At 68.5% G+C, this 22,291-nt stretch carries 31 protein-coding genes; 20 read left to right on the plus strand and 11 right to left on the minus strand.

What is annotated here, in order from left to right; genetic code table 11:
• Positions 1 to 24 precede the first annotated feature (24 nt).
• On the plus strand, positions 25 to 234 hold the full coding sequence (locus tag NL112_RS15325; RefSeq protein ID WP_255149719.1) for a ribbon-helix-helix domain-containing protein: 210 nt from the start codon (positions 25 to 27) through the stop codon (positions 232 to 234).
• On the opposite strand, the gene NL112_RS15330 is transcribed toward NL112_RS15325, so the two are convergent.
• A complete protein-coding gene (locus tag NL112_RS15330; protein ID WP_255149720.1) occupies positions 235 to 645 on the minus strand; it encodes a JAB/MPN domain protein-containing protein in 411 nt (136 codons plus the stop codon). It abuts the gene before it with no gap.
• 164 nt (positions 646 to 809) lie between these two features.
• Here NL112_RS15330 and NL112_RS15335 point away from each other — a divergent pair, with 164 nt between their 5' ends.
• Positions 810 to 944: a DUF7503 family protein gene (locus NL112_RS15335; protein ID WP_255149721.1), complete on the plus strand. Its 135-nt coding sequence runs from the start codon at positions 810 to 812 to the stop codon at positions 942 to 944.
• Position 945: 1 nt separating this feature from the next.
• On the opposite strand, the gene NL112_RS15340 is transcribed toward NL112_RS15335, so the two are convergent.
• Together NL112_RS15340 and NL112_RS15345 are read right to left on the minus strand one after the other, a co-directional pair.
• Positions 946 to 3,054, minus strand: coding sequence for a hypothetical protein (locus tag NL112_RS15340; protein ID WP_255149722.1), 2,109 nt, complete (start codon positions 3,052 to 3,054; stop codon positions 946 to 948).
• Positions 3,055 to 3,130: 76 nt separating this feature from the next.
• Positions 3,131 to 3,805: a hypothetical protein gene (locus tag NL112_RS15345; RefSeq protein ID WP_255149723.1), complete on the minus strand. Its 675-nt coding sequence runs from the start codon at positions 3,803 to 3,805 to the stop codon at positions 3,131 to 3,133.
• Between the two features lie 85 nt (positions 3,806 to 3,890).
• On the opposite strand from NL112_RS15345, the gene NL112_RS15350 reads away from it, so the two are divergent.
• Together NL112_RS15350 and NL112_RS15355 are read left to right on the plus strand one after the other, a co-directional pair.
• Positions 3,891 to 4,574: a VOC family protein gene (locus tag NL112_RS15350; RefSeq protein ID WP_255149724.1), complete on the plus strand. Its 684-nt coding sequence runs from the start codon at positions 3,891 to 3,893 to the stop codon at positions 4,572 to 4,574.
• Positions 4,575 to 4,605: 31 nt separating this feature from the next.
• Positions 4,606 to 5,106, plus strand: coding sequence for a cupin domain-containing protein (locus tag NL112_RS15355; protein ID WP_255149725.1), 501 nt, complete (start codon positions 4,606 to 4,608; stop codon positions 5,104 to 5,106).
• Here the strand turns inward: NL112_RS15355 and NL112_RS15360 are convergent.
• Positions 5,103 to 5,393 carry a DUF5779 family protein gene (locus NL112_RS15360; protein WP_255149726.1) on the minus strand — a complete coding sequence of 97 codons (291 nt, stop codon included), beginning with the start codon at positions 5,391 to 5,393 and terminating at the stop codon, positions 5,103 to 5,105. The genes NL112_RS15355 and NL112_RS15360 overlap by 4 nt on opposite strands.
• 374 nt (positions 5,394 to 5,767) lie before the next feature.
• Here NL112_RS15360 and NL112_RS15365 point away from each other — a divergent pair, with 374 nt between their 5' ends.
• From NL112_RS15365 to NL112_RS15400, 8 genes are all read left to right on the plus strand, one after another.
• Positions 5,768 to 6,961: a LeuA family protein gene (locus tag NL112_RS15365; RefSeq protein WP_255152610.1), complete on the plus strand. Its 1,194-nt coding sequence runs from the start codon at positions 5,768 to 5,770 to the stop codon at positions 6,959 to 6,961.
• 286 nt (positions 6,962 to 7,247) lie between these two features.
• Entirely contained in the window at positions 7,248 to 9,005 is a 1,758-nt protein-coding gene (gene ilvB / locus NL112_RS15370; RefSeq protein ID WP_255149727.1) for a biosynthetic-type acetolactate synthase large subunit, read from the plus strand.
• On the plus strand, positions 9,002 to 9,616 hold the full coding sequence (gene ilvN, locus NL112_RS15375; RefSeq protein ID WP_255149728.1) for an acetolactate synthase small subunit: 615 nt from the start codon (positions 9,002 to 9,004) through the stop codon (positions 9,614 to 9,616). The genes ilvB and ilvN overlap by 4 nt, the downstream gene beginning before the upstream one ends.
• On the plus strand, positions 9,613 to 10,656 hold the full coding sequence (ilvC, locus tag NL112_RS15380; protein ID WP_255149729.1) for a ketol-acid reductoisomerase: 1,044 nt from the start codon (positions 9,613 to 9,615) through the stop codon (positions 10,654 to 10,656). Before ilvN ends, ilvC begins: the two co-directional genes overlap by 4 nt.
• A gap of 2 nt (positions 10,657 to 10,658) precedes the next feature.
• The gene (locus NL112_RS15385; protein ID WP_255149730.1) at positions 10,659 to 10,946 is read left to right on the plus strand and encodes a DUF7989 family protein; all 288 of its coding nucleotides are present in this window, start codon (positions 10,659 to 10,661) and stop codon (positions 10,944 to 10,946) included.
• A complete protein-coding gene (gene leuC, locus NL112_RS15390) occupies positions 10,939 to 12,363 on the plus strand; it encodes a 3-isopropylmalate dehydratase large subunit (protein ID WP_255149731.1) in 1,425 nt (474 codons plus the stop codon). The genes NL112_RS15385 and leuC overlap by 8 nt, the downstream gene beginning before the upstream one ends.
• The gene (gene leuD / locus NL112_RS15395) at positions 12,360 to 13,004 is read left to right on the plus strand and encodes a 3-isopropylmalate dehydratase small subunit (protein ID WP_255149732.1); all 645 of its coding nucleotides are present in this window, start codon (positions 12,360 to 12,362) and stop codon (positions 13,002 to 13,004) included. Before leuC ends, leuD begins: the two co-directional genes overlap by 4 nt.
• Complete coding sequence (locus NL112_RS15400) at positions 12,997 to 13,974, plus strand: isocitrate/isopropylmalate dehydrogenase family protein (protein WP_255149733.1); 978 nt, start codon at positions 12,997 to 12,999, stop codon at positions 13,972 to 13,974. The genes leuD and NL112_RS15400 overlap by 8 nt, the downstream gene beginning before the upstream one ends.
• A gap of 4 nt (positions 13,975 to 13,978) precedes the next feature.
• On the opposite strand, the gene NL112_RS15405 is transcribed toward NL112_RS15400, so the two are convergent.
• Genes NL112_RS15405 through NL112_RS15420 form a run of 4 tightly spaced genes read right to left on the minus strand, consistent with a single transcriptional unit; the run spans position 13,979 to position 15,820 of the window.
• On the minus strand, positions 13,979 to 14,143 hold the full coding sequence (locus tag NL112_RS15405; RefSeq protein ID WP_255149734.1) for a hypothetical protein: 165 nt from the start codon (positions 14,141 to 14,143) through the stop codon (positions 13,979 to 13,981).
• Complete coding sequence (locus NL112_RS15410; RefSeq protein ID WP_255149735.1) at positions 14,130 to 14,591, minus strand: DUF5799 family protein; 462 nt, start codon at positions 14,589 to 14,591, stop codon at positions 14,130 to 14,132. Before NL112_RS15410 ends, NL112_RS15405 begins: the two co-directional genes overlap by 14 nt.
• A 57-nt stretch (positions 14,592 to 14,648) precedes the next feature.
• The gene (locus tag NL112_RS15415) at positions 14,649 to 15,044 is read right to left on the minus strand and encodes an OsmC family protein (RefSeq protein ID WP_255149736.1); all 396 of its coding nucleotides are present in this window, start codon (positions 15,042 to 15,044) and stop codon (positions 14,649 to 14,651) included.
• Between the two features lie 50 nt (positions 15,045 to 15,094).
• Positions 15,095 to 15,820 carry a metal-dependent hydrolase gene (locus tag NL112_RS15420; RefSeq protein ID WP_255152611.1) on the minus strand — a complete coding sequence of 242 codons (726 nt, stop codon included), beginning with the start codon at positions 15,818 to 15,820 and terminating at the stop codon, positions 15,095 to 15,097.
• A gap of 109 nt (positions 15,821 to 15,929) precedes the next feature.
• Between NL112_RS15420 and NL112_RS15425 the strand changes: the two genes are divergently transcribed.
• The 4 genes from NL112_RS15425 to NL112_RS15440 are packed head-to-tail and all read left to right on the plus strand — an operon-like array spanning position 15,930 to position 17,244.
• Positions 15,930 to 16,106 carry a DUF7836 family putative zinc-binding protein gene (locus NL112_RS15425; RefSeq protein ID WP_255149737.1) on the plus strand — a complete coding sequence of 59 codons (177 nt, stop codon included), beginning with the start codon at positions 15,930 to 15,932 and terminating at the stop codon, positions 16,104 to 16,106.
• Positions 16,103 to 16,294, plus strand: coding sequence for an HVO_2922 family protein (locus NL112_RS15430; RefSeq protein ID WP_255149738.1), 192 nt, complete (start codon positions 16,103 to 16,105; stop codon positions 16,292 to 16,294). Before NL112_RS15425 ends, NL112_RS15430 begins: the two co-directional genes overlap by 4 nt.
• A gap of 37 nt (positions 16,295 to 16,331) precedes the next feature.
• The gene (locus tag NL112_RS15435) at positions 16,332 to 16,760 is read left to right on the plus strand and encodes a GNAT family N-acetyltransferase (protein WP_255149739.1); all 429 of its coding nucleotides are present in this window, start codon (positions 16,332 to 16,334) and stop codon (positions 16,758 to 16,760) included.
• A gap of 40 nt (positions 16,761 to 16,800) precedes the next feature.
• Complete coding sequence (locus NL112_RS15440; protein WP_255149740.1) at positions 16,801 to 17,244, plus strand: DUF6653 family protein; 444 nt, start codon at positions 16,801 to 16,803, stop codon at positions 17,242 to 17,244.
• Between the two features lie 7 nt (positions 17,245 to 17,251).
• Here NL112_RS15440 and NL112_RS15445 read toward each other — a convergent pair whose 3' ends face one another.
• Genes NL112_RS15445 through NL112_RS15455 form a run of 3 tightly spaced genes read right to left on the minus strand, consistent with a single transcriptional unit; the run spans position 17,252 to position 18,740 of the window.
• Positions 17,252 to 17,707 (minus strand): dual specificity protein phosphatase family protein, encoded by a 456-nt coding sequence (locus NL112_RS15445; protein ID WP_255149741.1) that lies wholly within the window; start codon positions 17,705 to 17,707, stop codon positions 17,252 to 17,254.
• Entirely contained in the window at positions 17,704 to 18,510 is an 807-nt protein-coding gene (locus tag NL112_RS15450) for an SDR family NAD(P)-dependent oxidoreductase (RefSeq protein WP_255149742.1), read from the minus strand. The genes NL112_RS15445 and NL112_RS15450 overlap by 4 nt, the downstream gene beginning before the upstream one ends.
• 47 nt (positions 18,511 to 18,557) lie before the next feature.
• The gene (locus tag NL112_RS15455; protein WP_255149743.1) at positions 18,558 to 18,740 is read right to left on the minus strand and encodes a hypothetical protein; all 183 of its coding nucleotides are present in this window, start codon (positions 18,738 to 18,740) and stop codon (positions 18,558 to 18,560) included.
• Between the two features lie 80 nt (positions 18,741 to 18,820).
• On the opposite strand from NL112_RS15455, the gene NL112_RS15460 reads away from it, so the two are divergent.
• The 4 genes from NL112_RS15460 to NL112_RS15475 are packed head-to-tail and all read left to right on the plus strand — an operon-like array spanning position 18,821 to position 22,219.
• Positions 18,821 to 19,579, plus strand: coding sequence for a fumarylacetoacetate hydrolase family protein (locus NL112_RS15460; RefSeq protein ID WP_255149744.1), 759 nt, complete (start codon positions 18,821 to 18,823; stop codon positions 19,577 to 19,579).
• 32 nt (positions 19,580 to 19,611) lie between these two features.
• Entirely contained in the window at positions 19,612 to 20,016 is a 405-nt protein-coding gene (locus NL112_RS15465; protein ID WP_255149745.1) for an SdpI family protein, read from the plus strand.
• A gap of 50 nt (positions 20,017 to 20,066) precedes the next feature.
• Positions 20,067 to 20,615, plus strand: a complete 549-nt coding sequence (locus NL112_RS15470) for a gluconate 2-dehydrogenase subunit 3 family protein (RefSeq protein WP_255149746.1) — start codon at positions 20,067 to 20,069, stop codon at positions 20,613 to 20,615.
• Positions 20,612 to 22,219, plus strand: a complete 1,608-nt coding sequence (locus tag NL112_RS15475) for a GMC family oxidoreductase (protein ID WP_255149747.1) — start codon at positions 20,612 to 20,614, stop codon at positions 22,217 to 22,219. The genes NL112_RS15470 and NL112_RS15475 overlap by 4 nt, the downstream gene beginning before the upstream one ends.
• Positions 22,220 to 22,291: the final 72 nt, after the last annotated feature.

The following is a 22,291-nucleotide window of genomic DNA, read 5'->3' on the forward strand; positions in this document are numbered from 1 at the left end:
CGTCGGGCACCCCTCCCCCCGGCTATGACGGAGTACACTACCGTCTCCATCCCGAAAGACCTCGCGGAGCGGGTCGACGAGACCATCGAGGGGACGAGCTTCTCCTCGACGAGCGACCTGGTTCGGTTCCTCCTGCGAAGCATCGTCATCAAACACCAACAGCAGGGTGAACTCACCGAAGGCGAGTTCCAGGAGATAGCGGACCAGTTGCGCGAACTCGGCTACCTGCAGTAGTCAGGGCGGCTCTTCCAGCGTCGCTTCCGGTGGCTCGACGTCCAGTATCTGGAGGTCGAGACGCCGGCCCGAGCGGTCGAACGCCCGCAGACTGTCCCGGTCGTACGGCGGCACCGCTACCAGCACCACTTCGTGGAGGTCGTCCGTCCGCGAGAGCTTCGGGTCACCGCTCGGGTGGGAGACGAATCGGCCCTGTGATCCGGGCGTGCCCAGGTCCATTCCGAACACGGCACGCACCGAGCGCCCGGTGTCCGGCAGGTAGAAGTCCGTGTAGACGGGCGTCTCGGCCGGGAGGTCGCAGTCGATTTCCCCCGCCGGTCGCGTCGCCAGCGCCACGGTGACCTCCTGGGGGTCCCGACTCTCCGCGATGTCCAGCAACGCGTCGACCAACCCGGCTGTCGCGTACACCACGTCCCCGGATACTGCTCGAAGCCCGATAACGGCATCGGCCCCGACGGTGCGGGGAACTACTTTTATATATTGCTCTTGAATCAGATTTCGGCCCCGTGGTCCGTTGTAGTTATCTCAATTATAACAAAAGATTTATATTACAAGCGCGATGATAAGTAGTTACGATGTCCGACAGCAAGATCGCGGCGTACCTCGCGGAGCACCCGAAGATGACCGGCGTCCTGTTCACGATGATGATGATTCTCTCGCAGGCGGGGACCGTCATCGCCACGAACGGTAACGGGTCGCCCGGGCCGTAACTCAGAGGTCGTCGACGCCGACGCGGTCGCTCCAGAACAGTTGGTTCCGTGCTCGCACGGGCACCACAGCCAGGTCGAGGAAGTCGCTCAGTTCCCGTTCGGTGACCTCGAACTCCATCAGTCGGCTCGCGGTCAGGAAGTGGTCCGTGTTGCCGCCGATCTCCGGTTTGAACACACCCCCGAGGCCGAAATGCTGGGTGGGGTAGGAGCTGATAGCGACGTCGAACCCGTGGTCGGTCCGGTCGACCTCCACCAGGTTCGGCACGACGCTTTCCCCCTGGATGAGGTCCATGTTCCCGTCACCGACGACGATGTACTGCGGCCCCACCACCGACCGCTCGGAGGCGATGGTGAGCGCCGCCCGAAGCGGGAACCCGCGGTTGAGGAGCCGGCACATCGCCTTCCCGACTCTGACCGCGCCGCTGTTGATGACGTCGTCGAGCGTGACGACGCCTCCGATGGCGCCGTTCTCGATGAGCGCCATTCCCTGACGATACGACCGGCAGGCGTTCAGGAAGAACGTGTCGAGCCCCACGCCGTCGACCGAGGCGACGTCGAGGACGCCGTCCGAACACCGGAACCCCTCGTGTTCGATGTGGCCGATGTAGTGGAAGAAGTCGATGTCCGACTCGAGAACGAGCGCCAGTCGGTCGGCGGTCAGGTCCTCGTACAGTGTCACGTCGAACGGTAGCTCATCGCGGGAGCCGTACACTTCGCTGGCCAACTGCCGCTCGTCGGCCATCTCGGCGTCGTTGCAGACGACGACGATACCGATGTCGCCGCTCTGGGGCGTTCTGTCGAGACGGTTCCGGTACGCCTGCGCGACGGCTTTCGACGCGCCGACCGGAACGTCGTCCCCGACCCACGCCTGTTCGATGGAGTCCGCCTGTTCGGGTTCGACGAGGGGGAGGTCGCTCCGGGTCGCGTGGTCGTCGTCCCCCCACGGGTCCCCGCGCCGCTGGACGCCACCGTCGCCGCGAACCTCGCCGTCGGTCCGGACGAACTCGTCGATGGCGGCCTTGTACGGGTCGCCCCCTCCGAGGTCGAACGGTCGCGGGGTTCGGATGACCGCGAGGTCGTCGACGAGGAACGGAAGCACCTCGATGCTGTCGGCGCGTGGCGTGACGTGTGCGGTCAGTTTCCAGCGCGGAACCAGATCCGAGACGGCGTCGTACGGCACCGACAGGTACTCCGCGAGTTGCGGCCCCGGGTCGAGGTCGTACAGCGTGCTCGGCCCGACGCTCAGTCGTCCGTCCACGACGCGCTCCTCCCGCGTCGGGATGACGTAGGCGCCCTCCGAGCGGATGGCGGAGTCGAGCAGGAACGTCTGCTTGAGTACGCGCTCCACCTCGTCCTCGAACTCGCGTCCACCGGTCAGCGGGTGGACGAACCCCTCGCCGGTGACGATCCGGGGTGCGTCGCCCCGCCGCACCTCGGCCCCGAGATAGTACGCCAGCGGGGCGACGACGAACACGGCCCGCAGTTCGGGGGGGATTTCGATGGCGATGCCGGTGTCTGGAGGGTCGAGCATCTCGGGTACCTGCAGCTCCGAGCCGACCGCCAGTTCCGGGGGATGCCCCCTGAGCGTCGGGTACGCCCGGTCCGGCCCGGTCGTTTTGAGTGCGCTCGACAGCGACGACACTGCCGTCATCAGGTCGTCCGGCTCCGGGGTCGTCGTGATGGTGGTCGCCGGACGTTCGTGGTACGACCGGACGCCGATGCTGACCTGCGTGGCGCCGTCGAACGCGAGCGACATCTGGATACCGTCGACGGAGACGTCGACCGGCCCCTGCACGTCCAGATACAGCTTCACCGGAGCCGACATCTCGAACAGGTACGTGCCCGACGACAGCGAGAACCCCGAGAAATGCTCCACCTCGCGTATGAGTTCGCCGTCGCTGTTCCGCACGTAGCCTGTGGGGACGTTCCCGACTGTGAGGCGACTGGCCGTGATGTCGACGGCCGCATCGAGGGGGTACGGGAACCCGTCGGGGTCGCCCGCCGCCGCCTCGACGGGTTCGTCGGTGACGATGCGACAGCGCCGCTGTTCGATGCGGTCACGTAGCTCGATACCCGTCTCGTCGGGGAGCGGCTCGATGGCTATCGTCATCGTTCGGCGCGAGCCCGCACGCGCATGCCGACCCGGGTTTCTCGACTGTGGCGCAAAAACCTATCGTTGGCCCGACTCAGGAGAGAACGCCCTTCAGCATCCCGAGGAACGCCGACGGGGCGCGACGCCGAGCGTTGTCCACCGCATCGCCGATGGCGGCCTCCGCGTCGTCGAACACCCCCTCGCCGTGTCCGACGAGCAGTCGCTCGACCGACAGCGACGCCAGCCGCTTCGGTGGCGTCAGCCGGCGGAACGGATGGACGCCGACCCGCTCGGAGCCGGCCCGGAAGAACCCCGCCGTGCCGAGCGACTCCGGCACGTAGAGCGTGCCGTCGCTCTCGTGGTACAGCGCCGCCTCCTGCCACATCGGGTTGTCGACCACGCGCTCCAGTTCGTAGCCGGTGTCGCCGAGCGTCCCGTCCAGCCGTTCGACCCGGGCGTCGAGTTTCGAGGCGACGCCCGTCATCCAGGAGGGAACGTGGACCGGGACGTCGTGACGTGACGCAATCGCGGCGGCGTCCCGCTTGTGGCGGTCGAGAAGCACAAGCACGCCCGCCACCTCCCCGAACTCCGCGAGCAGGTCGTCGACGCCGTCCGCGTCGACCGGGTCGAGGAGATAGACGCCCGCCTCCGTCGCGACCGCATGGGAGGCCCGTCGCATCTCCTCGTCCGGATACGCGAGCCAGCCGACCCCGTCGCTCCAGCGGTCGATTTCGCGCAGGTCCGCCGCGCCCGAGCCCTTCATCGGCATAGCCCAACCAACGGCCGGTGGCCGTATAAACGGTCGCCAGCCGGCAGGCCCCGCGGTTTATGCTCCGCCGGCCGCTACCGAATGTATGCTCGATGCACTCTCGTATCTCGCGCTCGAGGTGAAGTACCTCGACGAGGCGACGGCGTTCTACCGCGACCACCTCGAGTTGCCGGTGCGCCGAGAGACGGAGCGGGAGGTCGCGCTCGCGGCCGGCGGGACCGACCTCGTGTTGCGCCGCCCTGAGAGCCTGCCGCGGGGCGGACTCCACACCCACTACGCGTTCTCGTGTCCCGCCGGCGGCTACGACGAGTGGTGGGACCGACTGAGCGAGTCGTTCGAACTCGAGGAGCACACGTTCGGACCGGTGCGGTCGCTGTACTTCTACGACACCGAGGGGAACTGCGTCGAGGTGATGGGACGGGACGACGGTGAGGAACGCACGGTGACGGGGCTCGTCGAGGTGGTGCTGGAGGTGGCCGACCTCGACCGCGCGCGGGCGTTCTACGAGGCGCTCGGGATGGAGACGGTCGACGAGGGCGAGGCCCGCAAGCGGGTGCGACTGACGGCCGGCCCGTTCGACTTCGAGTTGTGGGAGCCACATCTCGGCCTCGCGGACGCCCGCGGCGGCGTCCACGTCGACGTGGGGTTCGAGACGAGCGACCCGGAGCGTGCGCTGGAGGCCGTCCGGGATGAGGTCACCGACGTCGCCCGAGAGGACGGCGGCGTCCGCGTCACCGATCCGGACGGCCACTCGCTGTTCTTCGCGTAGGGATTTTCTCGATTCCGGGCCAACGGCCGACATGGAGTCCGACCAGGAGTTCCAGCAGGTCGTCGTCGCGGAGCTACCCGACGCCCCGAACCCGACCCGGCACAAGAAGGAGGTGGACGAGGCCGTCGGTGCGACCGAGTTCGGCTTCAACGTCATCACCGCGGAGCCCGGTGAACGACTCCCGTGGGGGTTCCACAGCCATCCCGACCACGAGGAACTGTTCTACGTGCTCTCCGGGCGGGTGGCGTTCGAGACGGACGACGGCGACCGGGAGGTGACCGCTGGCGAGGTGCTGTTCGTCCCGCCGGGGCGGGGACAGCGGGGGGTCGCGGTCGGTGACGACCCTGCCGAGGTGGTTGCCGTCGGCGCGCCGAAGGCGACCGACGGGGCCGTCATCGAGGAGGAGTGTCCGGCCTGCGGCGAGACGACCGACCGCGAGTACCACAGCGAGCGCCGCGACGGGACGACGGCGTACGTGCTGTCGTGTGCGGCCTGCGGCACGGAGGTCGACCGGTTGACACCCGGCCCCTAGTCGAGACGGCTGGTGTCGATGTCGCGGTCCGGGGGCGCGACGACGAGCTTCCCCCGGAAATGCATCAGTTCGGCACCCATCTCGTTGAGGCGTGGAGCGAACGGTTCGGCCAGCTCCGTCAGGTCGCCGTCCACGTCGAGCACGAGCACGTTGCCCGCGGCGACCGTCTCGACCCACTCGTCGGCCGGCGTCCCGCCGTCGAGGATGCCCAGCACCACCCTGTCACCGTCCACGGTCGCGTCCATCTCGCCCTCCGCGGTCTGCAAGTCGAGGTCGAAGTCGGCCATGGGCGACCGGAGGGTGCCCCACGAGAATAAACCTACGCACGCGCGGCCACTGCACGCACGCGGCCCCGGTGGTCGTCGACGGGAGTCCACGAACGTCCAGTCGGGCGCGCGCGCCAGCGGCCCGAAACTTGATTCCGCGCCAAAAATCGAGATATTTTCATCCTCACGATTATTTAAATCCGCGCTCGTATCCAAGGTATTCCATACCATATAAGGGACGCAGGCAGAGAGAAAGGCCGTTTACGTCGTGTGGTTTTCCGTTCGCCCGGCCGAGTGCCCGAACATCAACACCCCGGCAACACCTGTTCGAACGAAGGTATTAAATAGTGGTCGCGGCGTGGACACGGTTGCCATGACACACGAGGTTTCGTCGGATACCCCGGCGGGTCGAGTTCTTCCAGGGCACACTGAGTAACCCTGACGAAGTCGACGAAGCACGGATTTTCGACACCACGCTGCGCGACGGCGAACAGTCGCCACGGACGTCGTTCTCGTACGAGGACAAACGGGAGATAGCCGCGGTGCTCGACGAGATGGGCACCCACGTCATCGAGGCGGGCTTCCCCGTGAACTCCGACGCCGAGTTCGAGGCCGTCAGCGACATCGCCGCCGCCACGGACACCACCGTCTGTGGGCTGGCGCGCGTGGTCGAACAGGACGTAGAGGCCGCGCTGGACAGCGGCGTCGAGATGGTACACGTGTTCGTCTCGACGAGCGACGTCCAGCTCGAAGACAGCATGCACGCCACCCGCGAGGAGGCGGTCGACCGCGCCGTCGAGTCGGTCGAGCGCGTCAAGGACGCGGGCGTGACGTGCATGTTCTCCCCGATGGACGCCACGCGGACGGACACCGACTTCCTCATCGAGGTCGTCGAGGCCGTCTCCGAGGCGGGCACCGACTGGATCAACATCCCCGACACCTGCGGCGTCGGCACGCCCAACCGGTTCGGCAACCTGGTGGCGACGGTCGTCGACCACACCGACGCGAAGGTCGACGTCCACACCCACGACGACTTCGGGCTGGCGGCGGGCAACGCCGTCGCCGGTTACGAGTCCGGCGCGTCGCAGGCGCAGGTGTCGGTCAACGGCATCGGCGAGCGGGCCGGCAACGCCGCCTACGAGGAGGTGGTGATGGCGATGGAGTCGCTGTACGACGTCGACACCGGCATCGACACCACGCGCATCACCGAGATCGCCCGCATCATCGAGGAGAAGAGCGGCATCGACATCCCGGCGAACAAGCCGGTCGTCGGCCGCAACGCCTTCTCCCACGAGTCGGGCATCCACGCCGCGGGCGTCATCGAGAACTCCGACACGTTCGAGCCCGGCGTCATGACCCCCGAGATGGTCGGCGCCGAGCGCGAACTCGTGTTGGGGAAACACACCGGCAACCACTCGGTACGCGAGCGCCTGCAGGACGCGGGCTACGAGCCGACCGACGCCGAGGTCCGGGAAGTCACGCGCCGCGTCAAGGACTACGGTGCCGAGAAACAGCGCGTGACGATGGACGTGCTGGAGCGGTTCGCCGAGGAGGTCGGCGTCCGCACGTCGGAGGAGGTCCGAATCTGATGGCCGCCTCCGACGAGTCGCCACCCGGTCAGCCGCGGGTGGAGCGACGCGGCAACGCTTGCTCGCCGCGACAGGGCTTTGACCGTGGAGGTTCAGTCGACGGACGTGACACCAGCCGCGACCGCTCGCGCCAGCACGGCGACGAGCATCGCGGCCGCGATTATCGTAGGGGTATAACTGCCCCTACATATCATTCTCCCCGTCCGTCCGAATCGCGTTCGAGTACCCCGACAGCACGACCGATGTATCAACGACCCAACCCACGACACGACAGCGGAGGTGAACCATGAGTAGCGAACACACAGTCAAACCCGAGGAGGAACCGGCCGAAGCGGACGCCGACACCGAGGACGCGCCCGTCTCGACGGGCGCGGAGTCCGTCGTCCGTTCGCTGGAGAACGCCGGCGTCGAGTACCTGTTCGGCGTCCAAGGCGGGGCCATCATGCCCGTCTACGACGCCCTGTTCGACTCCGAGATGACCCACATCACGATGGCCCACGAGCAGGGTGCGGCCCACGCCGCCGACGCGTACGGCATCGTCAGCGGCGACCCCGGCATCTGTATGGCCACCTCGGGCCCCGGCGCGACGAACCTCGTCACCGGGCTTGCGGACTCCAACATGGACTCGGACCCCGTCGTCGCTCTGACGGGTCAGGTGCCGACCGATTTCGTCGGCTCCGACGCCTTCCAGGAGACCGACACAACGGGCGTCACGATGCCCGTCACGAAGACGAACTACTTCGCGGACGACCCCGATACGGTCGGCGACGTGGTCGGCGAGGCGTTCGCCATGGCCAAACGCGGCCGGCAGGGCCCGACGCTCGTCGACCTGCCGAAGGACGTGACGCAGGCCGACACCGACGCCGAACCCGGGCGCGCGACCACGCCGGACACCTACCGGCCGCCGGAGACGGCCGACGACCGCGACGTGCGTGAGGCCGCCGAGGTGCTCGCCGACGCGGACAAGCCGGTCATCCTCGCGGGCGGCGGCGTCATCAAGGCCGAAGCCTGCCACGAACTCCGCCGATTCGCCATCGAGTACGACGTGCCCGTCGTCACGACGATGCCGGGCATCGGCGCGTTCCCCGAGGACCACGACCTCGCGTTGGAGATGGCCGGGATGCACGGCACCGGCTACGCCAACATGGCCATCACCATGACCGACTGCATGCTCGCGGTCGGGACGCGGTTCGACGACCGCCTGACCGGCGGCGTCGAGTCGTTCGCGCCGGACGCCGAGATAGTCCACGTCGAGATAGACCCAGCGGAGATATCGAAGAACGTCGCGGCCGACTACCCGCTCGTGGGCGACGCGAAGGCGGTGCTGGAGCAGTTACACGACGCGATGCCCGCCACCCCAGACGCCGACGAGTGGCGCGAGCAGGTCCAGGAGTGGAAAACGGAGTACCCGCTCGACTACCCGATGGACGAGGACGGCCCGGTCAAGCCGCAGTACGTCGTCGAGACGGTCGACGCGGCGACGGCCGACGACACGGTCGTCACCACCGGCGTGGGCCAACACCAGATGTGGGCCTGCCAGTACTGGCGGTACACCGAGCCACGGACGTGGGTGTCGAGCCACGGGCTTGGCGCGATGGGGTACGGCCTCCCCTCCGCTATCGGCGCTCGCCTGGCCGCGGACGACGACCAGTCGGTGGTCTGTTTCGACGGCGACGGCTCGTTCCTGATGACGTGTCAGGAGCTGACGGTCGCGGTCCGCGAGCAACTCGACGTCACGGTGTTCATCCTGAACAACGAGTTCATCGGGATGGTCCGCCAGTGGCAGGACGGCTTCTACGAGGGTCGCCGGATGGCCTCCGACTACAACTGGATGCCGCAGTTCGACAAACTCGCGGAGTCGTTCGGCGCCGCGGGGTTCCGCATCGACGAGTACGACGAGGTCGAGGAGACCGTCGAGGCGGCGCTCGACGTCGAGGGGCCGTCCGTCGTCGACGTCCACATCGACCCCGAGGAGGACGTCTACCCGATGGTCCCCTCGGGTGGCGACAACGGGCTGTTCGCCCTGCGGGGTGACCACCTGTGAGTCAGGGACTCGACGGTCCCGGCCCGGACGAGCGCCAGCGGCCCGACGGCCGGCGGAACAGTCAGGGCATCCGCATTGACCCCGAAGTCGAGGCCGAGCCGGAGCCCCGGCGGACGGTCATCTCGGCGCTGGTCGCCCACGAACCGGGCGTGCTCGCGCGGGTGTCGGGGCTGTTCAGCCGCCGGCAGTTCAACATCGAGTCGCTGACCGTCGCGGACACCCAGAACGACGACTGGGCGCGCATCACGCTGGTCGTCGAGGAGCCGGACCCGACGCTGGACCAGATAGAGAAGCAACTGAACAAGATAGTGCCCGTCATCCACGTCCGCGAACTCGCAGAGGACGCCGTGACCCGGGAACTCGTCATCGTGAAAGTGGACGGCGAGGAGCCCGACAAGGTGCAGGCAATCACCGAAATGTACGACGGGACGACGCTCGACGCCGGTCCCCGTACCATCACGGTCCAGTTGACCGGCGACGAGCGGAAGATAGACGACGCCATCGACGCCTACCGCCAGTTCGGCATCCGAGAGATCGCCCGGACCGGGCAGACGGCGCTGGCACGCGGCGAGACCAAGACGGCCATCGTGCCGGAGCATCTGAAAGAATGAGCGAGGAGTTCGACAACCCAGTGTACTACGACGACGACGCGGACGCATCGCATATCGACTCGAAGACGGTCGCCGTACTCGGTTACGGCAGTCAGGGCCACGCCCACGCGCTGAACCTCCACGAGTCGGGGGTCGACGTGGTCGTCGGCCTGCGCGAGGACTCCTCCTCGCGGTCGGCCGCCGAGGCCGAGGGCCTGCGCGTCGAGACGCCCGCCGACGCCGCGAGCGAGGCCGACCTCGTGTCGGTGCTCGTGCCCGACACCGTCCAGCCGGCGGTGTACGAGGAGATAGCGCCGGAACTCGACGCCGGCGACACGCTCCAGTTCGCCCACGGGTTCAACATCCACTACGGGCAGATAGAGCCGAGCGAGGACGTCAACGTCACGATGGTCGCGCCGAAGTCGCCGGGCCACCTCGTCCGCCGTAACTACGAGAACGACGAGGGGACGCCCGGCCTGCTGGCCGTCTACCAGGACGCGACCGGCGACGCCCACGACGTGGGGCTGGCGTACGCACAGGCCATCGGCTGTACCCGCGCGGGCGTCGTCGAGACGACGTTCCGGGAGGAGACGGAGACGGACCTGTTCGGCGAGCAGGCGGTGCTGTGTGGCGGCGTCACCTCGCTCGTGAAACACGGCTACGAGACGCTGGTCGACGCCGGCTACTCGCCGGAGATGGCGTACTTCGAGTGTCTGAACGAGCTGAAGCTCATCGTCGACCTGATGTACGAGGGTGGGCTCGGCGAGATGTGGGACTCGGTGTCCGACACCGCCGAGTACGGCGGGCTGACCCGCGGTGACGTGGTCGTCGACGACCACGCCCGCGAGCAGATGGAGCAGGTGCTCGAGGGCGTGCAGGACGGCACGTTCGCCCGCGAGTGGATATCCGAGAACCAGGCCGGGCGACCGAGCTACAAGCAGTTGCGCCACGCCGAGAAGAACCACGACATCGAGGAGGTCGGCGAGGAGCTCCGCGGCCTGTTCGCGTGGGGCGAGGAATCGGACGAGGAACAGCCTGCGGAGACACCTGCGGACGACTGACAATGACAGAGGACAACGACACGCTGGGCGAGATGAGCCACACGAACCCGTACACGAACGAGGCGTTCGGCGACACGCAGACGTACAACCGGGGTCGAACGGTCGCCGCCGACGGGGGCGAGGCGGGCGCGGCCATCCAGCCCCGAGAGGGCGACACGCCCACCGGCGGGACGCCCGCGATGGACGAGGCCCCGGACATGACCCTGCGCGAGGTAGACCACACGCCGCCGCGGAACGCCCCCGCGGCGAACGCCGCCTACATGGAGGGCGACGAGAACGCCGATGAGTGAGCGGACGCTGTACGACAAGGTCTGGGACGCCCACAAGGTGACGACCCTGCCGAACGGGCAGGACCAGTTGTTCGTCGGCCTCCACCTCATCCACGAGGTCACCAGCCCGCAGGCGTTCGGCATGCTACAGGAGCGGGACATCGACGTGGCCCGGCCGGACCTGACGCACGCGACGGTCGACCACATCGTTCCGACCGACGACCAGTCGCGGCCGCTCGGCGACGACGCCGCCGAGGAGATGATGTCCGAACTGGAGCGGAACGTCCGCGAGGCGGGCATCGACTTCTCGGACCCGACGACGGGCGACCAGGGCATCGTCCACGTCATCGGCCCCGAGCAGGGGCTCACCCAGCCGGGCACGACTATCGTCTGTGGCGACAGCCACACCTCCACGCACGGCGCCTTTGGCGCGCTCGCGTTCGGCATCGGCACCTCACAGATTCGCGACGTGCTCGCCACCCAGACCGTGGCGATGGAGAAGAAAGACGTCCGGAAGATAGAGGTCACCGGCGAACTGGGCGAGGGCGTCACCGCCAAGGACGTCATCCTCACCATCATCCGGCGGCTCGGCACCGACGGCGGCGTCGGCTACGTGTACGAGTACGCCGGCGAGGCCATCGAGTCGCTGGGGATGGAAGGCCGGATGAGCATCTGCAACATGTCCATCGAGGGTGGCGCCCGCGCGGGCTACGTCAACCCCGACGAGACCACCTACGCGTGGCTCCGCGACACCGACGAGTTCGCCGACGACCCCGAGCGGTTCGCCGAACTGAAAGAGTACTGGGAGTCCATCGCGAGCGACGCGGACGCCGAGTACGACGACGTGGTGACCATCGACGGCTCCGCGATAGAGCCGACGGTGACGTGGGGGACGACCCCCGGCCAGGGCGTCGGCATCACCGAACCCATCCCCGCGCCCGAGGACCTGCCCGCGGACAAGCAGGACACCGCCCGGATGAGCCAAGAGCACATGGAGGTCGACCCCGGCGAGACGATGCAGGGGTACGACATCGACGTGGCGTTCCTCGGTTCGTGTACCAACGCGCGTCTGCCGGACCTGCGTGCGGCCGCCGAACTCGTCGAGGGGCGCGAGGTCCACGACTCGGTGCGGGCGATGGTCGTGCCCGGGAGCCAGCGGGTGAAAGCCGCCGCCGAGGCCGAGGGGCTCGACGAGGTGTTCACCGAAGCCGGCTTCGACTGGCGCGGCGCCGGCTGTTCGATGTGTCTCGGGATGAACTCGGACCAACTGGAGGGCGACGAGCGGTGTGCGTCCTCCTCGAACCGGAACTTCATCGGTCGGCAGGGGTCGAAGGACGGCCGGACCGTGCTGATGTCGCCGGAGATGGTCGCCGCCGCGGCCGTCACGGGCGAGGTGACCGACGTGCGCGAGTTGCCGAAACCGGAGGTCGAAGCATGACCGAAACCGAGACCGACATCCCCGAGGTGACCGACGTGTCCGGCACCGGTATCCCGGTGCGGGGCAACGACATCGACACCGACCAGATAATCCCGGCCCGGTTCATGAAGGTCGTCACGTTCGACGGCCTCGGCGAGTTCGCGTTTTTCGACCAGCGGTTCGACGACGCGGACAACGAGAAGGACCACCCGTTCAACGAGGACCGCTACGGGGACGCGAGCGTGATGGTCGTCAACAGCAACTTCGGCTGTGGCTCCTCCCGCGAGCACGCGCCCCAGGCGCTGATGCGCTGGGGCATCGACGCCATCGTCGGCGAGTCGTTCGCCGAGATTTTCGCGGGCAACTGTCTCGCGCTCGGCATCCCCACCGTCACTGCCGACCAGGAGACGGTCGAGGCCATCCAGGACTGGGTCGAGTCGAACCCGGACGGCGAACTCGACGTGGACGTGGCCGCCGAGACGGTCACCTACGGCGACACGACGGTCGACGTGACCGTCGACGACGCCCAGCGGAAGGCGCTCGTCGAGGGTATCTGGGACACGACCGCGCTGATGAAGTCGAACACCGAGGCGATACGGGCGACGGCCGAATCGCTCCCGTACGTCGGGAACCCCGAGCCCCGGACGAGTGCCGATGACTGAGGAGATAGTCGTCGTCCCCGGCGACGGCATCGGACAGGAAGTCGTCCCCGCCGCCGTAGAGGTGCTGGAGACGGTCGGCTCCTTCGCGTTCGTCGAGGCGGAGGCCGGCGACCACGTCGCCGAAGCGGGCGGCGACCCCCTCCCCGAGGAGACGTACGAGTTGGCGGCGAACGCGGACGCGACGCTGTTCGGCGCCGCGGGCGAGTCGGCCGCCGACGTCATCCTCCCACTCCGGGAGGCCGTCGGCTCCTTCGCCAACGTGCGGCCGGCCCGCGCGTACCCGGGCGTCGACGCGCTCCGCCCGGAGACGGACCTCGTGTTCGTCCGCGAAAACACCGAGGGCGTCTACGCGGGCATCGAAAGCGAGATAGCGGAGGGCGTGACGACGCTCACGCGCGTCATCACCGAAGACGCCTCCCGGCGCATCGCCGAGTTCGGCTTCGAGTACGCCGCCGAGAACGGCTACGACGACGTGACCGTCGCCCACAAGGCGAACGTGATGCGGGAGACGGACGGCCAGTTCCTCGACGCCTGCCGTGCGGTCGCCGACGAGGGGGACCACGAGTACGAGGAGGCGCTGATGGACGCGCTGGCGATGCATCTGCTGTTGCGTCCGGAGGAGTACGGCGTCGTCGTCTGCCCGAACCTCGCGGGCGACATGCTCTCTGACCTCGCGGCGGGGCTGGTCGGCGGTCTCGGCCTGTTGCCGAGCGCCAACGTCGGTCCCGACAACGCGCTGTTCGAACCGGTCCACGGCTCCGCGCCCGACATCGCGGGCCAGGGCGTCGCCAACCCCTGTGCGACGATACTGAGCGCGGCGATGCTGCTGGAGCATCTCGGATACGGTGGGAAGGCAGCGGACGTGCGCACGGCCGTCGAGTCGGTCCTCGAGTCCGGCCCGCGGACGCCCGACCTCGGCGGCGACGCGACGACCGCGGACGTGACCGCCGCCGTCGTCGACCGGCTGTAGGGCGTCACGCCTCTGTCGTGGTTCTACCGAAGAACGTGTCCGCGAGATACGCGCCGAGGCCGACGAACAGGCCGAGCGCGCCCGCGAACCGGGCGATTCCTCCGGCTTGATACGTCAGACCGACGACGGCGAACAGCAGTCCGAGGAGCAGTTCGTCACGCGGACTCATCCTGCTCGCGGTACGCGGCCAGCACCTCCTCCCACGTCCCGTTCGCTTCGAGGTGGGCCTGCAGTTCGGTGGCGTAGCCGTCGACGAGGTCCTCGGCCTCGCGAACGCGGCGTTCGAGGTCCGCGTCGTCGCTTCCATCCCCGCCGAGGCCGAGCGCCGACTTCACCGAATCGAGGACGCCGCCGCCCCCGGAGTCGGCCTGCTGACCCATCCCCATCGACTGCATCTCGGCGACGCTCTCGACCTCGGGCATGATGTCCTTGAGGTTCGAGGTGTCCGCGTACAGCTCCGCGTGCTCGTCGTCGTCGGCGTTTCTGATGTCGAACTCGACGGCGGTCATTACCATCCCCCACTCCTGTCGGGAGAAGCCGGAGTTGTCGATGGCCGACGAGTACTCGTCGTCGACGGCCATCCGCGCGCCGACGATGCGGTCCTGCCAGTTGGTCATGGACCACTCTACGTGGGGCCGTGGTTTGAGCGTTTGGCAAAAGACGGCGGGGCCGATTCAGACGCCCGACTCGAGGGAGATGTCGGCGTGGAGCCCCTCGCGGAGCGCCGAGTGGACGTGACAGATGTCCTCGCCCGTCTCGATGAGCGCGTCGACGTCCTCGTCGTCGACGTCGGCCTCGACGCCGATGTCGAAGGAGATGTCCGTCAGGTCGTCGTCGTCGTCGAGGTTCGCCTCCACGTCGACCTCGACGCGCCCGAGGTCGTCGTAGCCGTGCTGCTGGCCGGCGACGCGGAGCGCCGGCACGTAACAGGAGGCGTAGTCGGCCGCGAGTACCTCGTTGGGCGTCGGCCCGTCCTCGCCCGTCGCGTCGACGGTCAACTCGAAGTCGCCGACGCGGGAGACGGTAGTGTACCCTTCTTCGCAGACGCTGTTGGCTTCGATATCTGCCATAGCATCCCGACCGACGCCCGCCGACACCAAAAAGGTGGCTCGCTCGCCCGCTACTCGAAACTGAACGACTCGTCGCCGTCGAGGACGACGACCTCCGCGTCGCTACCGGCGGCTTTCACCTCGCGGCGGAAGTCCTCGGGGTCCTGCTCGATGGGCGGGAACGTGTCGTAGTGCATCGGGAGCGCGTAGTCGACGTCGAGCCAGTCGACGGCGATAGCGGCCTGTCCCGGCCCCATCGTGAAGTGGTCGCCGATGGGGACAGCGGCGGCATCGGGCTCCAGATACGGGCCGACGACCTCGCGCATCTCGACCATCAGGCTGGTGTCGCCTGCGTGGTAGAACGCCGTCGAGTCGGGGTCCGACTCCTGGGTGGGCTTCGTGTCGGAGATGACGAAACCCGCCGGCGGGCCGGCGCTGTTCTCGTAGTCGGTCATGATGCCGTTCGTGTGGTCCGCGCGGACCATCGTGACGAACGCGTCGCCACACTCGACGGTGCCGCCGAGGTTCATCCCCATGCCGCCGACGGCGTCGTCCATCCCCCACTCGTCCTCGGCGTAGGCGGCCAGTTCCGGCACCGCCACGAGCGTCGCCTCGGGATACTCCGCGGCGTGGGCGATGTGGTCGGCGTGTCCGTGCGTGAGCAGGACGTAGTCCGGGTCGTCGACGTCGGACGGCTCCAGCGACGTCTTCGGGTTGTCGAAGAACGGGTCGATGAGGAGACTGGTGTCACCGAGCTGTACGCCCCACGCGGAGTGCCCGTGCCAAGTGAGTTCCATCACGGCCGAACGTACCACCGGCCGACTATTAATTGTTCAGGCGGAGGAGGCGTCAACCCCGACGCCCCCGCCTGGTAGCTTTTTCACCGTTCGCGTCGAACGCCGAGCCATGCAGGAAGCGTTCGTCGAGCTGACGTGCCCGAACTGCGACAAACTGTGGGAGGAGGACGCGAACTACATGCCCGACCCCGACGAATCGTTCGTCTGTCCGGACTGCTCGACGGAGCGGTCCGCGTCGGTGTTCGCCCGGACGGAGCGCGACCTGGAGGTGCTCCAGCAACTGTGAGCGCCACCTTCGAACTGTACGAAGACCGGGACGGCGACTACCGCTGGCGGCTCGTCCACGAGAACGGCAACATCATCGCCGACTCCGGCGAGGGGTACGCCACGCGACAGAAGGCCCGGCAGGGCATCGACTCCGTGAAGCAGAACGCGCCCGACGCGCCGGTCAACGAACTCGACCGCGACGCGTAGCGACATCCACTTCTCGCCGGGACCACTCGGGTCCCGCATGAACGTTGCCGTCTTCGACACCGACGACCCGCGGTTCGACGACGCCGTCGCCATCCGCGAACTGGTGTTCGTCGAGGAGCAGGGCGTGCCGATGGACCGCGAACTCGACGGCCGCGACGACGCGGCCACCCACTTCCTCCTCACCAGCGAGGACGACCCGGTGGCGACCGCCCGGGCCCGTCCCTACGACGGTGCGCTGAAAGCCGAGCGGGTAGCCGTCCTCCCCGACTATCGCGGGGAGGGGTTCGGCGTGGCCGTGATGGACGCCCTCGAGTCGTACGCCGCCGACGAGGGGTACGACGAGGTTGTCCTCCACGCGCAGGTGCCGGTCGTCGCGTTTTACGAGCGGCTCGGCTACGAGCCCGAGGGCGAGGAGTTCGAGGACGCGGGCATCCCCCACCGGACGATGCGCAAGCGGCTCTCCTGACGGGCGACAGTGTTAGCCTCCCTGCCGTCGAAGCGGGCGCATGGATACCGTGTCCTCCGAGGGAGACGGTCGCTCGTCCCTGCCGGCGTGGGTCTGGGAGCGACACGCGAACCCGTGGAGCGGCTGGTCGCGGGCGGCGACGACGCCCGTACTCGTGTACGCGCTGTACCACCGCAACTGGCGACTCCTCGCGGCGGGGCTCGTCTGGCTGGTCGTCAACCCCGCCGCCTTTCCGCCGCCGGAGCGCGACGACGCGTGGATGACCCGGGGCGTCCGCGCGGAGCGCGCGTGGCTCGATGCGGGCCACGGGACGGTCGGCGCCGACTGGCCGAACGTCCTGAATCTCCTGAACGTCCCGGTGACGGCGTACCTCGGCTGGGCGACGCTCCGACGCCGCCCGGTCCACACCGTCGTCGCCACGGCGCTGTTGATGGGGCTGAAACTGCTGTGGATACGCGAGATAATCGACCGGACCGACCCGTGACGCGGACTCACCCCTGTGCGGCCAGGTACACGACGGCCATCTCGTGGAGTGCCGGGTGGGGCTGTGCCATCGGGCGGGCCGCCTGCACGGCCTCGATGCCCCCGCGGAGCGGGATACCGTCTTCGGCGGCGAGTGCAGTCGCGACGAGCGTGCTGCTCCGCGACACGCCGGCCTCGCAGTGGACGAGTAGCGACCCGTCGCCGTACAGGTCGCGGGCCGTCTCGGCCGCCGCCTCGAATCGGGACCACGTCACGTCGTCCCCGTCCACGAGCGGGCGGTGATGCGTCGTCAGCGGCTGGGGGTCGGCCGTCGCCGAGAGCACGTACTCGAACGACCGGTCGTGTTCATCGGGCGAAGCCGCGTGGACGTTACCGAGGAACAGGCCGTCGGAGACCCGTCGGACGACGGGATGGTCCTCGACGTAGCCGAACGGTCGGTACTCGGGCGCGTCGCTCCCGCTCACTGCAACCCGAGGTCGTGGTTCATCGAGTTGCCCGGCTTCGGGACCCCCTTCGCGGTGTACGTCTCGCCGGTGACGAACGACGCCGCGGGCGACAGCAGGAACGCCGTGAGGTCGGCTATCTCCTCGGGGTGGCCGATGCGACGGTGGACCTGCTCGCGTGGCGGCATGTCGGACTCGTCGATGCCGAGCGTCTCCGCGACGCCGGGCGTCTGTATAAGTCCGGGCGCGATACAGTTGACGCGGACGCCGCCGTCGCTCCACTCCGCCGCCAGCGTCTCCGTCAGCCGGATGATGGCCGCCTTCGCCGCGCCGTAGTGGCTCTCGTTGGGGGCGGCGTGCTGGCCGTTGACCGACGCCATGTTGACGATGGTCCCGCCGTCGCCGTCGGCATCGGTCCGCAGATACTCGCCGGCCACCTGACAACAGCGGTAGGTGCCGCCGAGGTTGAGGTCGGTCACGGCCTCCCACCCGCCCTCGGAGATGTCCTCGAAGGGGGCGACGAACTCGCCGCCAGCGTTGTTGACGGCGGCGTCGAGACCGTCGAACTCGTCGGCGGCCGCTTCGAAGAACGCCTCCACGTCGTCGCGGTCGCGCACGTCGCATTCGGTGGCGAACGCCTCGCCAGGTACGTCGGCGTCGTTGATTCCCTCGGCGACGGGGCCGACGCGGTCCATCGACCGCGAGCAGAGTGCGACGCTCGCGCCGGCGGCCGCCAGCGTCTCCGCTATCGACCGCCCGATACCTTGCGACGCGCCGGTGACGACGACGCGCTGGTCCGCGACAGAGAAGTCGGGTGCGTCCATACCGACTCCGGTGCCGCAGGGGGCTTTGTTCTGTCGCCTGTGCCGGCTCACCCCAGCAGACGCGGCAGGATGACGAGTAGCAACAGCACCAGCATGACGGCGGCGACGAACACGCCGCCGAGCATGAGCGGGTCGACCGCTCCGGGAATCACGACCTGCGTGAGCACCGTCGCTCCCCCGGCGACGCTCCCGGCGGCGACCCCTCGTCGCGTGTTCACCCCGTCGAGCACGCCCGACCGTTGACACGGTGGTCCCCTGAACGTTCCGTCCGCTCCGGAAACCCTATCGCCAATGCGGCCCGTCTGCGTGTATGCGACAGGTCCGCTTCCGCGACCCGGACGGTGACGTCCGCCTCGGCGAACTGGCCGACGACCGCGTCCACGCGTTCCCGAACCACGGGAGCCGACTCGCCGGCGAGGAGACGTTTCCGGTCGGCACCGTCGAGTTCCTCCCGCCCTGCGAGCCGAGCAAGGTCGTCTGCGTCGGCCTCAACTACGCCGACCACGCCGACGAACAGGGGAAGGAGGTGCCCGACCGCCCCCTGCTGTTCCTGAAACCCCCCAACACCGTCGCCGCGCACGGCGACACGCTCGACCTGCCGGCGGGGAAACAGCGACTCGACCACGAAGCGGAACTCGGCGTCGTCGTCGGGGAGCGGTGCAAGGGCGTCGCCGACGACGACGCGATGGCCCACGTTGCGGGGTTCACCTGCGTCAACGACGTGTCGAACCGCGACGACCAGGCGGTCGAGCAGAACTGGGTCCGCGGGAAGGCGTTCGACGACGCCGCCCCCATCGGCCCCGTACTGGCGACGCCGGACGAGGTCCCTCCCGACGCAGAGGTCCGGTGTACCCTCAACGGGGAGGTGGTCCAGTCCTCCTCGCGCGAGGAGTTCATCTTCTCGGTGCCGGACCTGCTCGCGGAGATTTCGACGTACATGACCCTGGAGCCCGGTGACGTGGTCTCGACCGGAACCCCTGCCGGCGTCGGCCCACTCGCCGATGGCGACATCGTCGAGGTGTACGTCGAGGGCGTCGGCACGCTCCGCAACACCGTGTCGATTCCCTGAGAATCAAGTGCGGCCGGCGGCAACCGCCGGTCGTGCATCTCCGCTCGTCCGACCTCGCCGCCTACGCTCTCCTCGGTGGCTCCGCGCTCCTCGGACTCGCGCTGTGGCCGTCGCTCCCCGAACGCATGGCAATCCACTTCGGACCCTCGGGGAACGCCGACAACGTCGTGGCGAAGCCGCTCGCAATCGTTCTCGCCCCCGGCGTCGGCGTTGGAAGCGTTCTGGTGACACGCTACGGCCCCGACTGGCTGACCCGGAACACCTCGGGGCCGTGGATGGAGTCGCTGTCCGTCGTGTTTCTCGCGGGCGTCATCGCCTACGTCCAGGTGTTCCTCTACGCCTGGAACCTCGGGTTCGACGTGAGTCCGTCGCTCGCTATCGCCCCGGTGGTGGTCGCCGCGTGCGCGCTCGTCGCGTACTCGTTCACGCGGGCCTGACCGGACCGCCGAGAGGAAACGCATAAGTTTAGGCTGACCTAATTCACCCCGTGCAGCTGACGCGACGTGACGCCATCGCGGCGCTGTCGGGCGCCGGCATCGTCGTCGGGGGCGGGGCGGCCTCCCTTTCCCGTCAGATGGCACGGGCGGCGGCGGACGACGACCCGGAGCTTCCGTCGATCGACGCGACGCTGGAGACGCTGGTGGCGGCCGCGGAGGCGGTGTACCCGTCGGCCGTCGAGGGCATCCCGGCGTTCGTCGAGACGTACTCCCTGGGGCGTATCGAAGGACGGGAGTCGTATCTTCGGGGCGTGCGCGAGGCGTCGGCCACGCTGGACGGACACGCCGACGTGTGGTTCGACGCCGACTCCTTCGCGGCGCTGTCGCCCGAGAACCGGGACGCCCTGCTTCACGATATGGGCGTCCACACCGCCGACCCGGCGGTCGACGGCACCGCCGCCGAGCGAGTCCGTCGCTACGTCGTGAACGAACTCCAGTACGCGCTGTACGCCTCACCGACCGGTGGCGAACTCGTCGGGCTGGAGAATCCGCAAGGTCACCCCGGCGGGACCCAGAGCTACCAGCGGGGGCCACGGTGACCGACACGCGAACGCCGTCCACCGGCGTCGACGTCTGTGTCGTCGGCGCGGGACCCGCGGGCGCGCTCGTCGCCAACCGCCTCGCGGATGACGGCGCGAGCGTGGTCGTCCTCGAAGCCGGCCCCCGGTTCGACGACGCGAACGACCGCGAGCGGATGGAGCGGGCCATCCGTCCGTCGGGCGGGAGCGTCTGGGGGATGGGCGGCGAACGCGACGCGTTCTCCACTTCCGGCCGCTACTACCCGTTGAATGCCGCCCGCGTGAAGGGGGTCGGCGGCACAACGAACCACTGGCAGGGGATGGTGATGCGCCTCCACGAGCGGGATTTCGCCGGCGACAACGTCGGGCCGGCGTGGCCGCTCGACTACCGTGACCTCCGGCCGTACTACGCGGCCGCCGAACGGACGTTCGGCGTCGCGGGCGCGTCGGACAACCCCTTCGCACCGCCTCGAGAGGAGCCACACCCGATGCCGGCGTTCCCGCCCTCGTACTCGGATTCGCTGTTCGCGGAGGCGTGCGAACAGGTGGGCGTCGCCACCCACTCGGTGCCGAACGCCCGCAACTCCGAGCCGTACGACGACCGTTCCCCCTGTGTGGGCTACGGCACCTGCAAGCCGGTCTGTGCGTCGGGCGCGAAGTACAGCGCCGACCACACCATCGAGCAGGCCGAACGGAAGGGAGTACGCGTCGTCGACCGCGTGCCCGTCCAGCGGCTGGAAACGGACCCGTCGGGCCAACAGGTCACCGCCGCCGTGTACGCGAGGCCTGACGGCACCGAACACCGACAGACGGCCGACGTGTTCGTGCTCGCGGCTGGCGGCGTCGAGATTCCCCGACTGCTCCTGCTGTCGGCGAACGACCAGCATCCCGACGGCCTCGCCAACTCCTCGGGGCTGGTCGGGCGGTACTTCGCGGACCACCTGTTCGCGGGCATGGGCGGCGTCCTCGACGAGCGGACGCGCCAGAAGCACGTCGGGTTCATCACCAGCGAGTGCCACCAGTTCTACGACGACCCCGGGCAGTCGACGCGGGGCGTTCCGGCCCGCGAGGGACCGCTCAACCCGATTAAACTGGAGTTTCTCAACTACGCGGGCCCTTCGCCCGTCGAGCAGGCGCTCTCGGCGGACGACTGGGGCGACAGCCTGCTCGAGGACCTGAAAGCGAGCTACGGAAACCACGTCGCCATGGGCGGGCTGGTGGGACAGACCCCCCGCCGGGAGAACCGCATCGCGCTCGACCGCTCGCGGACCGACGACCACGGCAACCCCGTGCCGGAAATCGTGTGGTCGCTCGACGACCGGACGGAGCGAACGCTGGAGCGTGCAAACGAGATACAGCGGGCGATACTGGAGGCGCTGGGCGTCGATATCCGGTGGTCGGTCGGCCCGGAGAACACCGGACCTGCGTTCCACCACACGGGGACGACGCGGATGAGCCGCGACCCGTCGGCCGGCGTCGTCCGCCCGGACCTGCGGACTCACGACGTGTCGAACCTGTATCTCCCGTCGTCGTCCGTGTTCCCGAACCCGGGGGCGATGAACCCCACGCTGACCATCGGCGCGCTCGCGCTGAAATGCGCCGACCACGTCGCAGGGCGACTGTGAGAGGCTGACACGCGACGGCCAACTTTTTTCTTCCGGGGTCTCACTCTCCGGTCGAGTTCCGATGCCCAGTTC

This window comes from Halorarius halobius (genome assembly GCF_024298865.1).
GTDB lineage: Archaea > Halobacteriota > Halobacteria > Halobacteriales > Haloarculaceae > Halorarius > Halorarius halobius.